Genomic DNA, 14,691 nt, shown 5'->3' on the forward strand with positions numbered 1-14,691 from the left:
CCTCGTTACTTGGCAGGCTGTGTGAGCTTCACGTCGCCGAGATCCTTGGTCTCGCCCGGCCCGGTCGTCACGTCTTTGAAGGCTTGCCCGAGCGTTTTCCGGTCTTCGGATAGGACCGTGGCTTCGTACGTCAATCCGGCAATAACTTCGATCCGGAACCGACCGTCCGGGTCCACGGGTTCGTCTCTCATCAGTTCGCCGTGCGTTGAATTAAGCTTAGTGTCCCGGTAGCCGACCAGCTTGAGACCCTTCCGTTGTGCTCCCTCGTCGTCGACCAACCTCCCCGAGATGACGCCGAGCGGTTCGAGGGTCAGCTCCAGCGGTGAGTCTTCAACGCCCTTGAGGAAAAGCAACCCACCAAGTTTGCGTCCTTGATGAAAGGCATACACGCGACGGGGGTAACGCGGGTCGATCCCGGTCAATTCGAGTGTGGCGGATTCCAACGGGAGGGACAATCTCTCGAGGGCCGAATACCTACCTTTGACAACGATGCCCGAGAGTTGTTTCCCTTCCGGGTCGACCACCGTCAGCGAGAGTGTCCGCCCGGGGTCGACCTGGATATCGCACGTCGTGGTTTCCGAACCGAGCTCGGGATTCGTCGGCGCGAAGACGTGGTAGAAGTCTCGGGAGACGAACGATCGCAAGGTCGACAGCAAATTCTCGGATTTCAGCCCGGGGATGGCTTCCGCACCGACTCCTGGGAGGTAACGGGGCGACTCGGACCGGGCGGCGATGAACCCGGGTCCGGGCAAGGTCGAAACCTCGAATCGACCTTCGGCGTCGGTATAGCCGATGGGATCATAGCCGTTGGCGAGGCCGGCGTAATCCTTGGCGTAGGGGTTCTCCCGGAGCACGAAGGAAGCGACCATCCCCCGGACGGGTTTGCCCGTGGCTTTGTCGGTGAGCCGGCCCCGGATCAAGACCCCTCGCTTGAGCTTCAGGTTGATGGTCGCGGGTTCGAGCCCGGGGCTATCAGCTCGTTCGTCGAAGTTTACCGATGGGTAGGGCTGGCCCTTGCCCGGGGTCAGGAACAGCCGATAGCGGTCGGATCGGGCCATGCCGGTCAGGCGGTATCGGCCCTGGTCGTCCGTCACCGACACAACCTCGTGGTAGTAGGCCGAGCTGTTCGGGTTGTAGGCCATTCCGTTGACCCGCATACCGGCCAGCGGCCTATCGGTGTCCTGGTCGCGGACGACACCCTCGACCGGCTTACATGGGGCCGAGGCGTAGTCGAATCGGGAGCCGTGATAGCGAATGGTGTCGGGGGCGATGATATTCGTGTTCGGGGCGGCGACGGCCGGGGTGTCCTTGGTCATCGCGAATCCCCGAGTGACTTCGACCGTCGGTCCCGAGACCGTAAACTGGACAATCCGTTCTCGCCCGACCCCTTCGATGCGGAAACGACCGTCAGGCCCCGTGGTCCGGGTAACCTCATAGAACGGCATTTCATCGTTGCCGTCGTAGGGACCTTTGCCCGGGTTCCTCTTCAGGTCTTCAATCCAGGATGAGAGGTCGCTGGAGGTAGGGACGAAGACCCTCTCGGACTTGATCACGGCGCCGGCGACGGGCCGGCCTTCGAGGTCGACGACGCGGCCTTCGAGCGGATGGTCGTCGTCGACGATACGAATGGTCATGTCTTTGAGTGCATCGGATCGAGAACCGGGCTCGTCCCAGCCGAATCCGAAGCCGGGGGCGGTGGCCACGACCCGGACCGGCCTGCGGTTTTCCCCTCTCGCGAACTTGTCGAGGATCTCCTTCGGCAGGTCGAGGGTGAATGTTCCGTCGACCTGGCTCTTGGACTGCGGAGGGATCTCGGCGGGATCGGGGGACGTCCTGAACATGAACTGGTCGACCCGCAAGGTCGCCCCATCGACGGGCCGGCCTTTCGGATCGAGGACTCGGCCGCGGACGGTAACCATTTCGCCCTTGGCCTGAGGCGTCTTGCCGTCATTCGTTGGGGTGGCCATGGGAGCCGGCGTGATCTTCGGGGCTTCGGCCGGCTTGGGGGGTAGCTTCGGGGGCCCGTCTATGCCGGATCCCGCATTGACGAAGCCGGCGACGGCGAGCGCCGAGGCGGTGACGGCGACCATCAGCATGGCCGTCCCGGTTAGCTTCCACCTTGCCAGTGACGAGGCTTTCAGGACGCGGTCGGCGAGGAGGGCGGCCGTCGTGGAGGCGGCCCCTCCGGCGGTGGCAGAGAGGGCGGCGCGGGTCGTGGCGAGCACCAGGTCGAATGGCACCTCGGCGACGGCCTCTCGGGCGAGCATCACGCTGATCGCTGCGGCCGGGAGCGTGACGCCTCGACGGGTGAGGCGAGAGCGGAGCAGGGTGCGGGCCTTGGCCAGTCGTCCTCGGAGCGTCCCCAGGGTCCAGCGCAACTGGGTGGCGGCCTGTTCGCGGCTCAGGCCTTCGAGGTCGCAGAGCACGAGCGGGAGGCGGAAACGCTCCGGCAGGCGGTCGAGCTCGGCGTGGAGCAAGGGGCAAAGGTCGTCGCCGAGCCGGTCGGGATCGAGGATCGTGGCGGCCATCTCCCCGGCCTCTCGTTCAAGGTCTCGCCGACGCGCGGCGTCGGCGTTGGCGTGGAGGGCGATGCGGTAGGCGACGCGATGGAGCCAGCCCCCCAACGCGTCGAGTCCCCGGATCGAGTCGGCCTTCTTCACCAGGACGAGGAAGACCGCCTGGAAGGCGTCCTCGGCGTCGTGCGGGTCTTTCAAGACAGCGTGGCAGGTCCCCAGGACCATCGGGCCGTGCCGTTCGACGAGGACGGCGAAGGCGGTCTCATCGCGACGCCCGACGAACCGCTCGAGGAGCTGCGCATCGGTCAGTCCGCCGAGCGTCCCCTCGCCGAAGAGGTTCTGGAGCTGATGCAACGCCGCGCCGAGTTGCGTGATCGCCATGACCTCGTCTCCTCCGAATTCGTGCTCCCACACATACTGAGGGGCGATCGAGGCCTCTTGGCACAACTATTCTGGAAAAAAGAGATCCTTCGCAGAGGGTCTGACGGGGCTTGTGCGGTCGGCCGAGTTGAGGATTCACCAACCCAAGGTCACGGCTCCGCCTTGACCTGGACGTCGCCCAGGTCGCGAGACTCGCCGAGTTGGAGCGTGAGATCCCTGACGAGCAGGCCGAGGCCGTATCGATTCTTGCTCGCACGGAACGTGTATTTCCGGCCGGCCACCAATCCTTCGATGCGGAACCGGCCGTCTTCTCCGACCAGGACTCCGGGGCCGACGCCGCCCGTTTCCGGGTTGTAACGCGGGATGTCCATTCCATTGACTTCGACGTTCCCGAGGGGCTCGCCTCGGGCGTCGAGCAATCGACCCGTGACCACGCCCCAGGGCTTGAGCGTGACGCGGAGAGGAGTGGTCTCGTCGTCGCCGCGTACGACGAGCCCGGCGGACAGCTTTCGGCCGTCATGGAGGACCGTCAGCGTACGCTCCTCGCCTTCTCCGAGCCGGATGACCTTGAATTCGGCAGCCTTCTCCGGCTCGAGCGGGAGGAGGGTCGAGGCGTTGCGGATCCCGAGGACGATCGTCCCCGGCAACGGTGCGCCCTCGGGGTCGACCGCCGTGACCTTCACGGTGCGGCCGGGGTCGGCCACGAGGTCGCACGTCGCTTCCCCCGTCGGGGACGGATTGATCTCGGCGAGGACGTGGAAGTTGGAAGGGAAGCAGATCTGGGGACGGGTCTCGAAGTAACCGATCGGATTGCTGCCCGAGATGCTCTTGGCCCCGACGCCGAAGCCGTAGTCGTCATCCGCGTGGGCCCGGAAGCCGACGATCCCCCGTCCCGGAACGCCGATGACCCGGTAGGAGCCGTCGGCGGCCGTCCAGCGCAATTCCTGCTGCCCGTCGGAAGTCGACCCTCGGAGCCGGGCCGAGTCCGGGTTCTCCCGGAAGGCGAAGTACGAGATGTGTCCCCGGACCGGGCGGCTCGTCGCTCGGTCGGTGACGCGACCCTTGATCCAGATCCCGCGGGCCATGGTGAAGGAGACATCCGTCGGCGACTCGGCGGGCGGGTTCTTGGCCGTCCGAGAGGTGCGGAGGTAGGGCTCATCCTTGGGGGCGACGGCCGAGATCCTGACCTCGGGGCCCGCGGGAAGCCCTTCGAGGCGATAGCGGCCTTCGCGGTCGGTCAGGGCGCGGATGTGGTTCACGCTGCCGGGCGGGTGATTCCCCTGGACCTCGACCCCGGCGATGGGGGCCCCGGTGTCCAGGTCGCGGACCACGCCGACGACCGGCTGAGAAGGGCCCGCGACGTGCTCGAACTCGGCGCCATAGAGGATCGTGGTGCGGCCCCCCGGCTCCTTGGCCCGGATCGTCGGGGTGTGGCGGGTCATGATGAAGAACGCGGCCGACTCGATCGTCGGCCCTTCGGCCATCGCATAGACGAGGCGTTCGCGGCCCAGGCCCGTCAGCCGGAATCGGCCCTCGGCGTCCGTCACGGCCGGCGCGACGGTCCCGTCCGGGATCATCGCAGAGTACGGTTCCTTCGCGTGGCTCTCGACGACCGATTTGCGGTCGAGGTAGGGAGCCAGGCAGGGGGTGAGATCCTCGCCTTCCGTCCCCCTCAAGCTGACCGGCCGGATCGTGACGCCCGGGACGGGACGCCCCTGGAGGTCGATGACCCGTCCCGAGACCGGAAGGTCCTCGACGAGCGTGATGTCCGCCTCGCCCTCCGATCCTCCCCGTTTCCCGACCCCGAGGCCGTATCCCTGGGCGAAGGCCAGGACGTGGGAGCCTTCCCACGTGCTCTCTTCGTAAGATGTGTCGAATTCGGAAATGGGAACATCGAACCGGAATCGCCCTTCGGCGGAGCTCGTCGCCCTGGTCGGGGGGCCGGTCGGTGCCTCGCGTCGGTTGATCCAGAGGACGAGCTTGGCGTTGGAGACGGGCTTGCCCTTCGAGTCGATGACGCGTCCCGCGTAGCGCCTCGGCTCGTCAATGTTGTCCTTGCGAGCCAATGCAGGTGCGACTTGCGGTTTGGGTGTCGGTTTGGGTTGGGCCTTCATCTCGGGGAGGTCATCGCCGCCGGCGGCGCGAGGAACGACCGCCGACGCCACGGCGAGTATGCCCAGCGCCAGCACGGCCGTCCCCGCGAGTTTGATGCGGGCTGCGGCCAAACCCTTGAGCACTCCTTCGGCCAACGCCAACGCCGAGGTTGATCCCATGCTTGCCGAAGCGGCCGGCCCCGTCATGAGGTCGAGCGCCGTCCGTGCGGTGGAGTGGATCCAGGCTTCCGAGATGGCTGCGGAGGCCTTCCCGGCCTCGAGAGCGGCCAGCAGCCCGACGGCGGGCGCGAGCCCTCTCCGGGTCAGTCTCGATTTCAGGAGGTCGCGGGCGTCGGCGAGCCTCCTTCGGACGGTGGCCTCGCCCCAGTGCAGTTCGGCGGCGGCCTGGGCGTGGGTCTTGCCCTCGAGGTAGCAGTGGACGATCGCGAGCCGGCATTTCTCCGGCAGGCGGGCGACTTCCTCGTGGATCGCTGCGTGGAGGGCCTGCGGTGTGTCGACGTCGCGGGAGACTTCGACATCGGCCCCGGGCACGACCGCGGCCCGCTCGTGCCCGCGACGCCTGGCGGCGTCCACGTTCGCCTGGACCGCGACGCGGTGTGCCACCCGATGGAGCCAGCCCGCCAGAGCGTCGCACCCTCGGATGGCCGCCCCTTTCTTCACGAGGACGAGGAACGTGGCCTGGAACGCATCCTCCACGTCGTGCGGGTCCTTGAGGATGGCGCGGCAGACGGCCAGGACCATCGGCCCGTGCCGCGCGACGAGAACCTGGAAGGCCTCGACATCCTCCGCGGCGACGAATCGCTCGAACAGTTCCGCGTCCGATTGTGCGGCGTCGGCCCCCTCGCGGAAGAGCCTGTGGATCTGCCGCAAGGTGGTCCCCAACGTGATGCTCGCCATGCCCGCGGCCCCCTTCGACCCTTCGCGTGCGACCAACCTCGTATACTCGCCTCTACCATTGAGAGAGGGTCGGCGGAACCCGGGCCGATCAACTTTTTCGAGGACGCTGGCGTGTGCGAAGCCGCGACCCGGCCACCCGAGCCGCGACATCACCATCCTTGCTCGAAGCTCAGCGGGCCGGCATCGACCTGTCGGATTCGACACGGACATCCCCGAGGTCTTTCACCTCCCCGGGCTGGAGGATTAGGTCCTTGAAGAGGTTGCTCCCCTCGGAACTGCCGTTGTCGACGATGACGTCGAGCCCGTAGCGGAGGTCCGGGATCAGGCCGTCGACGAAGAATCGGCCGGCCTCGTCCGTGTGGACCCACTCCGGAATCACGCCCAGGGCCGGGTCGGTCCCCGATCGGTTCAAGAAGGACGCCAGCCGGAGGCCCGGTCTCGGTCGGTCCTTGGCGTCGACGAGTCGGCCCGAGAGTGTGGCCCAGGGTTTGAGGGTGACCGTCGGCGAGCCGGGGGTTGTCGTAGGGGCGACGAAGCTTCCGGCGAGCTTGCGCCCGACGTGTCGGAAGAGGATCTTGCGAGGGCGCTCGGGCTCGACCCGCGTCAGTGAGAAGCGGGAGTTCGGTAGGGGAGGCGTCCAGTTCCTGAAGCCGTCGGCCTGCCAGACTTCCGCTCCGGCGAGGGGTTGACCGTCGGGGCCGAGGATCGTCCCTTCGATTTTCGCCGCCGTGATCAACGTCGCCTCACGCTCGATCCGTCCCGATCCCTCGGCGGGATCGATCAGGGCGATGGCGTGGAACTCCTCCGAGGGATAATACCAGAGACTCCCTCGGCCCAACTCGATCGTCAGGAGTTGTTCGTTGCCATAGTCGGAATCGCCCTGGCTCGCCCGAGGAGCGTCGGGTTTGAAGAAGGCCCTCGGGTTGATCTTCGAGGAGAGATATCGGTTGTCGCGGCTCCTGACGCAAATCGCGCCCGGGCCCGGAAGTGCCACGCCCGAGTAGGAGCCGTCGGGGTCGGCCTTGGCGCGACCGAAGGGGCCCATGGCGGATCCGAAGCCGACGCCGTCGCGGACGCTCGGGTTTGGGTGGAGCGGGAAATAGGAGACCGTTGCGTCGGCCGGTCGCCCCGTGTCCTTGTCGATCACGCGGAGCCGGTACGGGATACCCCGAACGAGCTCGATGTCCGCGCGGATCGCCCCGGCACCCGGCGTGTCGGGCGCCTCGGTGTGGCCGACGAGGTAGGGCTGGCCGGGCTCTGGGACGGCCGCCACGGCATAGGATCCGGCCTTCGGGTGGCCGAGCAGTTCGTAGCGACCCGAACCGTCGGTGACGGTCCCGGGGGCCTCGTCCTCGGCGAGTGACTTGCCCGGCATTCGTTTCGACTGCACCCGGATCCCGGCGATCGGCAACCCGGAAGCTTTGTCACGGACGACTCCGACGATAGGTCGAGACGGGGGGGCCGTGTGCTCGAACGAGGCGCCATAGACCGTCAACGGCGGGGGTGGATCGGGCTGCGGACGCTGCGTCGCCCGACCGACGACCGGCTTCATGGGGCGAGTGGCAATCATCAACGTTCCGTCGGCAATTGCGCTACCTTGGAGAGTCAGGGTTGCGATCCGGTCGCGGCCGAGTCCGATGAGCTTGAAACGCCCCTGGGAGTCGCACGCGACGAACGAGGGATGGCCCGGCAGTCGGCCGATCCAGGCGGGGTTGTCACCGGGGAAGGACCTCGAGAATTCCGGCTCCTCACGCGCCGCGGATAGCAGGCTCTCGATCCCTCGCTTCGGGCTCACCAGCCAGAGCAGGCCGACCCGGGCCCCCGCCGCCGGCCTGCCCTCCAGGTCGAGGATCCGTCCTTCGACCGGGAAGTCGTCCGCCAGTCGGAGTGTCAGGTCGTCGGGCACGCGCCCGCCGACGATCCAGTACCAGGCCGCCCCGAACCCCTCGGCCGTGGCGACGAGCTGGGTGAACGAGTCGGTCGGGGCCTGCGACGCGACCAGGTCGCGTCCCACGACGAGCTCGAATCGACCGTCGGGACCCGACTGGGCGCTGGGGCCCGGATCATTGGCAGGCTCCCGGAGTCGGTCGAGCTTCCAGAGGAGCAGCTTGGCCCCCGCGATCGGAGTCCCCGAAGGCCCCAGCACTCGCCCCCGGACCGTCCGCTCCCTGGACGGCTCAGGTGTGGGCTTCGGAGCCCGCGCCGGAGGCGGCGTTGCAGGACTGGGAGCCTGCCCGACGTCGTCGCGAGGGGGCGTCCCACCGGCCAGCACGACGGTCGCCGCCAGTGCGAGCGACGAGGCCAGGCCGATCCCAACGCGGACCGTGGCGCTTGGCCTCAACGCCTTGGCCGCGAGCTCGGCGACTGCGTTCGAGACCCCGGGGGCGACGACTCCCCCTCCGATCGCCGTCTCGACCGCCGTTCGGATCCAGGCCTCCGGCACGTTGGGCGTTGCCGGCCACGGTCGTGCGACCAGCGGCGCGGCGACGGCGGGCGTGATCCCTCGCCGGGTCAGGCGGGATTTCAGGAGGTCCCTGGCGTCCGCCAGGCGACGTCGGACGGTGGCCTCGCCGCAGCGGAGGAGCGTCGCGACCTGGGGCTGGGACAGTCCCTCGAGCTCGCAGAGCACGACCGGGAGCCGGAATTTCTCCGGCAGCCGATCGAGTTCCTCATGCAGCGTCGCGTGGACTCCGGCATTGTCCGTCGTCGACTCCGAAGGACTGACGGCCGTCATCTCGATCCGACGTCGCAGGGCCCGTCGCCTGGCCGCCTCGACATTGGCCCGGGCGGCGACCCGGCAAGCAACCCGATGTAGCCACCCTGCGAGCGCGTTCCCCTCGCGGATCGACCGGGCCTTCTTGACCAGGATCACGAACGTGGCCTGAAACGCGTCCTCGAGGTCTTCGGGGTCGACCAGCGTTGCCCGGCAGACGGCCATGACCATCGGCCCGTGCCTCGCCACGAGGGCCTCGAAGGCCTCCGCCTCCCCCCGGGCGTGGAAGCGTTCGAGAAGCTGCGAATCATGCAGCGCCGCGTGCGTACCGTGCTGAAAGAGCCCGTGAATCTGCCGCAACGCGGCTCCGAGCGTCCCGCTGGCCATGTCGCCGGCCCCCCTTCGCGTTCATCTTGGAGATGCTTCGGTCCCTGTCGATCGAGATCCCGTTCTCGACTCGACCAGGAGAGAGGGCCACTCGGTGAGACCCCGATCAACTTTCTGGGAAAATGACGAAAGACCCGCGTAGAGGTCGGCTCCCGACGAAGACCAGTGACAATCGCCGACACTGGCATCGGTACGTGTCGTTAGCCACCCATAGTGAATTGCGAGATATCATTGTGCGGACCGCGGGCAACCGTTGTAAAGTCGGCGAGAATCCGATCCGAGTCCGGCCTTCCGGAACGACTCGACCATGCTGGGCGTCGGCGATACAATTCCATGAGCCGCCTTCTTGTTCGTGTCGCAATGACCGCTCTGGCCACGTTGAGGCGAGTGATGGCCAGGCTGCCTGGAAGCCTCCTCGCGTCTCGAACACGGCAAGATCGATCCGGTCGCATCGAAGCGAGAATCCGTCCGGTCTTCGAATATTCCCCCGCGTCATGGAGAGGAGGCCCACATGGATTTCCCATTGACGCTCGTCGTCGGTCGGGCTGATTCGGGTGCCATTACCGTGGAAGCTGCCGGGGCTGTGGGGACCATTGAGCCGGCTTTCATCCACGAGAATGCCGACGAAATCCTTCTGGCGACCGCGAGGTTCCTGCTCGAGCACATTGGGCAGGAACCCCAGCCTTCGGGCACGGACGAGTTGAAGCCCGGTCTTATCGAGACGATTGAACTTCTCGTCGAGCGATTGATGCCGCCGAGGCTTGCACTCGAGCAGTTTGCCTCACGACACCCGGTACCCCAGGAATGGGCCGAGGAGCCCGGGTGGGACGATGCCCCTTAAGGTCGGGAGCATCGTCTTGGTCCCGGTTCCGGACGGTCACGGGAACGTCAAGAATCGACCCGTCGTGGTCATTCAAGTGCCCGTCGAATATGAATACGACAAGCCGCTCTTGGCGGTCGCCGTTTCGACGCAGGTAACACGGCCGATTCCCGACCACCACGTCAAGCTCCCCTGGCAACTCCCGCGACATCCTGTCACCGGACTCAATCGAGACAATGTTGCCAAGTGCGACTGGATCGTGAATGTCCACCGATCAAAGATCATTCAGGAGATGGGGGAGACTCCGCCACGACAATTAGTTGCCATTGTCGAGGCCGTTCGTAGGGTTGTTGGAAACTCAATGTTGGGCGATTGAACTTGTCGAAGGTGGGATTGTTTGAAAATAATTTAACACGTTAATTTATATGGTTAATGTTCGATATAGGTATGCATTTCGCTGTTTTGTTGATGCTAGTATGGTGATTGGGGTATGCATCGCTCTTGTTCCGAGCGAGACGGGGGTGTTGATCCTCGCGAGGCTCTGGCCTGGGTCCGTTATTTGATCCTCTATCCTGGCTTCAAGAGCGAGCCGTCGGGTGGTGGGGATTCTCCCGAGTCCAGGCCCTTGGGAGGGAACAGGAGGCGTGCCCCGATGCCGCCGAGGAGAGCGAAGAAGAGGCTGATGGCCGCATGACCCGCGGCCATGAAGCGGTGGCGATGTGTCGGCCCGGTGAAGGGGGCTTCGCTGTCCTCGAAGGCTTCCGGGACGGTCGCGGGCCCGTACCACTGATCATGAAACCCGTCGATCAGCGGGGTCGTGGGGAGGTACTCGGCCGTCGAGGATGCCAGGGAGATCGACAGGTACGCCCATCCGAAGAGGCCGAAGCCCACCCAGAACACCTGCCAACGGGCCGACTGGAACCAGGCCAGGATGTTCGTGGCGACCAGAATGGTCACGGCGAGGGTTGTGAATTCTCTCGGCCCCCAGTAGTTCAGGGCCCGGCTCACAACCGCCATGATGACGCACAGGATCGCCATGAGCGTCATGCTGCGCCTGAGTGTGAAACTTCGGTCAGGGCCGAGCATCGTGTGACCTCGTCTCAGGAGGCCTGGCCCTCGACCGAGGTCGAGGGCACTGGTTGTGGTCGTTGGTGCAAACGATGGGGCAGAGGAATTGGGAGTCTGCTCGCTGAAGCCCACCGAGTCACTTGCTGTTGACGCGGTGGGAGACTCACCACAAAGACACAAAGGATACCAAGAAAACATCGGAAAGTGATCTGCTCCCTCGGGAATCTGTCCTTTGTGTTCTTGTGTTTTTGTGGTGAAAGAATGCTGGGTTGAGAGCTCGAAGAGAATCGGCAAGGAGTGACGGATCCCCTTCCCGGTAGGCGAGGCACTCCTGCCCCGCGGGATTTGCCTCGCCTACCGCAGGTGGGTGGTCAGCGAGGGGCGGCCTTTGAGCGGAGATCGCCGAGATCACGGGTCTCGCCCGATGCGACGGAGAGCTCTTTGGCCAGGAATGTCGGCGTGCCCAGTTTCCCCAGGGCTTGAAGGTCGTATTGGATCCCGGGGACAAGTCCTTCAATCCGGAATTGACCACGCTCATCGGTCAGGAAAGAGGACTCGCCTTGGGATGTGCCGATGACCTTATCCCCCTCGAAACGCGGGCTGTCCATCCCCCTGACCGAGATACCACCGCCCCCGTTTTCACCCGGGGTGTTGACGAGCCGGCCGGTGACGACTCCCCAGGGCTGGAGTCGCAAGGTGATGGGGCTTGCCTGGTGGTCGCGAACCGTGAGTTGGGCGATCAGGTGCTGTTGATTCTGCCAGAAGGTCATGGTCCGATTTTCCCCGGGCGCGAGGGAACGGACCTTGTACTCGGAGGTTTTGGACGCTTGGAGCCCGTTCCCCAGTCTCAATCCACGCTCGAGGACGACGACCCCGGATATCGGCGTTTCGTTGGAATCGACGAACTTCACCGTGACCGTTCGACCGGGATCGACGACGAGATTCCGGGTCTGACTCTCGGCGCTTTCGGTTGGGTTGATCTCGGCAAGGCTGTGATACAAGGCGGAGTGGCACGGCGGATAGGTCAGGAATGCGTCGTGTTTTCGCTCCCCGCGGATTGCGTCGGCCCCGAGGCTCTCGCAGTAGTCCCAATGCGAGGCCCGGAATGCGATGATGCCACGGCCGGGTAGACCGACGATGCGGAACGACCCGTCGCGTGAGGTTGAGACCATCCTCTTCAGAACTTCGGGGAAGTCGTCCTTCCGGGCCTGCGGGTTGTCCTCGAATGCGAAGTAACTCACCTGGCCATCGACGGGTTGCTCGTTCGTGCGGTCGATAACCCGGCCGCGGATCCACAGGCCCCGTTGAAGGTCGAAGGAGACATCCTTCGTCGTTTCGCCGGGCCGGAGGCTGACCGAGCGGTATCCCGGGATGTAGGGCCGATCGTCCTCGACGACGGCCGAGAGCTGGACCTCGCGGCCGATCGGCAGGCCTGTGAGCCGGTAGTGGCCTTCGCGGTCGGTCGTGGCCTGGAGCACGGGGACTCGGACCGCCTGGTCCGTCCGGATCTCGACGCCAGCCAAGGGTTGCCCGGTCGAACGATCACGCACGGTCCCCGAGATCGGCTGGCTCGGCGCCAGGATGACGTCGGAAGAGGGCCCGAGGATCTCGCGTTCATAGAACTGCTGGACCGTTGTTCTTGTACCGGGCTTCATGGTGAAGGCGCTGCCTGCGAATTGAAGGGTTCCCTTCGATCCCGGGGCAATGATGCTGCCGGTCAGCGTGCCGGTCAGCGTGCCGGTCACTTGGACCGGGGAGAAAGGCTTGGATGCCGCCCCTGCGGTTGGGGTCGAGGGTGGTTCGAAGGAGACGTTCTCGGGGCTCGACGTCCCGGGCCGGACCGTATCGCCTCGCCGGGTCATGATCGTGATCTCGGTCGTTTCGATCGTCGGCCCTTCGACGACGGCGGTGAGCAACCGCTCTCGCCCGACGCCTTCGATGCGGACGCGGCCGTCGGTCCCGGTAATGGCGGGTGCGATCATACCCACGACTCTGCTGCTGAGGCCCGGGAGCTCTGATGGCTGGGGGAGTTCCGGATGGGCATAGGCCTGGAGCCGAGCGGTCAGGTCTCCGTCCTTCGGACACCAGAGCCATTCGGGCCGGATCGTCGCGCCGACGACGGGCCGTCCCTCGAGGTCGAGGACGCGGACGGTGATCGGTTCGTCGTCCACGAGGTTGAGGACGTCGGGGCGTTCCGACGCTCCGACCTTGGTGATCCCGAGCCCGAAGCCGGGTGCTTTCGCCACGACGACGTGGGGCTGAGGGAGTGAACTCGGGAACTCCTCTTTCGGAAGCCCGGGGAGGAGCAGTTGGAACCGGCCGTCGGCATCGCTCGTGGACGTGAGCGGTGGATGTTCTGTCTTCTGCCCCCAGAGGAACGCCGAGTAGAGCGTGGCTCCGGCGACCGGTTTCCCGCGGGGGTCGAGCACGCGGCCGTTGTAGGGAGAGGCGGCCGCTTCCGCCGCCGGGACCTTTTTGGGGAGGTACTTGGGACGTTCCGAGGTGACCTGGACCTGCACCGGTCGAGGTTCGTCCCTGGCGAGCGCGGCGACAAGGCCGGTGCCCAACGTCGCGGCGACGCCCAGGGCCAGCGTCGCGACCCCGGCGAATGTGAATCGGGCGGTCGTCATGCTCTTGAGAACCGCGTCGGCGAGGGCCGCGGCGACTCCCGTCACGGCGCCGCGATTCGTGGCCAACGTGGCGGCAGCGTGGACGGTGGCTCGGAGCCAGGGCTCCGGGACAGCGGCGGAGGCCTCGTGAATTGAGGATGCGGTCAGTGCGGCGAGGGCGGGGGCGAGGCCTCGGCGGTTGAGTCGGGATCGGAGGAGTTCGCGGGCGTCGGCGAGCCTCCTTCGTACGGTGGCCTCGCCCCATCGGAGCTCGGCGGCGGCCTGGGCGTGGGTCTTGCCCTCGAGGTAGCAGTGGATGACGGGGAGTCGGTATTTCTCGGGGAGCCGGTCGAGCTCGTCGTGGAGGGCCGCGGATCGAGACTCCAGGGGCGTGCCGAGGCCCTCAGCCTCGGGCCTGGCTTCGGCGGCGACGTGCTCGTGGAGGCGACGCCGGGCGGCGTCGGCATTGGCGACGATGGCGATGCGGTAGGCGACGCGATGGAGCCAGCCTCCCAGCGCGTCTCGGCCTCGGAGGCTGCCGGCTTTCTTCACGAGGACGAGGAAGGTCGCCTGGAAGGCGTCCTCGGCGTCGTTGATGTCGCTGAGCACGGCCCGACACGTATTCAAGACCATCGGCCCGTGCCTGAGCACGAGGGCCTCAAAGGCTTCGGTATCGCCTTGGGTGATGAACCGCTCGACGAGGTGGGTGTCGGGAAGTCCCGCGGCCGTCCCTTGCCGGAAGAGCGTGTCGATCCGCCGCAGGACGGATCCCCTCATGATGCTCGCCATTCGCCCGCCTCCTGACCGAACTCGAACGCGTGTCGGGTGGATCATCCACCCCTCATCATTGAGAGGGTTCGAGCCCGGTCGATCCGATCAACATTTTGACGACGGGAGGGCGGAGTGACCAGCGAAGAAAGGTCGGCAGATCCAAGCTCAAGTCTCTCACCATGTAGGCACAAAGCCGCCGGGGTCTGGAAGTCGCGGATCAAGGGTAGCACCGGTTGGCACAACCGGTGTCGCGAAGCGACAAGAGGCACGAAGCCCATGACGTCAAGTGTCACGGCAACGCGATTGACGGAACGATCGGGCGAGCGACGATGGTCGCAAGTCCTTGTTTCGTGAGTGCTTTCGATCTCGAAGACGTGCCTGTGACCTCTTGTCGCTGCGCGACACCGGTTGTTCC

At 66.0% G+C, this 14,691-nt stretch carries 7 protein-coding genes; 2 read left to right on the forward strand and 5 right to left on the reverse strand.

Going from position 1 to position 14,691, the window contains the following annotated elements; genetic code table 11:
- Window positions 1-5 precede the first annotated feature (5 nt).
- The 3 genes from ACYOEI_RS22640 to ACYOEI_RS22650 form a co-directional block, all read right to left on the reverse strand.
- The gene (locus ACYOEI_RS22640; protein WP_462851856.1) at window positions 6-2,897 is read right to left on the reverse strand and encodes a sigma-70 family RNA polymerase sigma factor; all 2,892 of its coding nucleotides are present in this window, start codon (window positions 2,895-2,897) and stop codon (window positions 6-8) included.
- 149 nt (window positions 2,898-3,046) lie between these two features.
- Window positions 3,047-5,944, reverse strand: coding sequence for a sigma-70 family RNA polymerase sigma factor (locus ACYOEI_RS22645; RefSeq protein WP_462851857.1), 2,898 nt, complete (start codon window positions 5,942-5,944; stop codon window positions 3,047-3,049).
- 133 nt (window positions 5,945-6,077) lie between these two features.
- Window positions 6,078-9,008, reverse strand: a complete 2,931-nt coding sequence (locus tag ACYOEI_RS22650) for a sigma-70 family RNA polymerase sigma factor (protein WP_462851858.1) — start codon at window positions 9,006-9,008, stop codon at window positions 6,078-6,080.
- Window positions 9,009-9,531: 523 nt separating this feature from the next.
- Here ACYOEI_RS22650 and ACYOEI_RS22655 point away from each other — a divergent pair.
- Window positions 9,532-9,849: a hypothetical protein gene (locus tag ACYOEI_RS22655; RefSeq protein WP_462851859.1), complete on the forward strand. Its 318-nt coding sequence runs from the start codon at window positions 9,532-9,534 to the stop codon at window positions 9,847-9,849.
- Window positions 9,839-10,204 (forward strand): type II toxin-antitoxin system PemK/MazF family toxin, encoded by a 366-nt coding sequence (locus ACYOEI_RS22660; RefSeq protein ID WP_462851861.1) that lies wholly within the window; start codon window positions 9,839-9,841, stop codon window positions 10,202-10,204. Before ACYOEI_RS22655 ends, ACYOEI_RS22660 begins: the two co-directional genes overlap by 11 nt.
- A gap of 191 nt (window positions 10,205-10,395) precedes the next feature.
- Here the strand turns inward: ACYOEI_RS22660 and ACYOEI_RS22665 are convergent, their stop codons facing one another.
- Window positions 10,396-10,914 (reverse strand): hypothetical protein, encoded by a 519-nt coding sequence (locus ACYOEI_RS22665; RefSeq protein ID WP_462851863.1) that lies wholly within the window; start codon window positions 10,912-10,914, stop codon window positions 10,396-10,398.
- Between the two features lie 353 nt (window positions 10,915-11,267).
- Entirely contained in the window at window positions 11,268-14,294 is a 3,027-nt protein-coding gene (locus ACYOEI_RS22670; protein ID WP_462851864.1) for a sigma-70 family RNA polymerase sigma factor, read from the reverse strand.
- Window positions 14,295-14,691: the final 397 nt, after the last annotated feature.

This window comes from Singulisphaera rosea, from assembly GCF_054877945.1.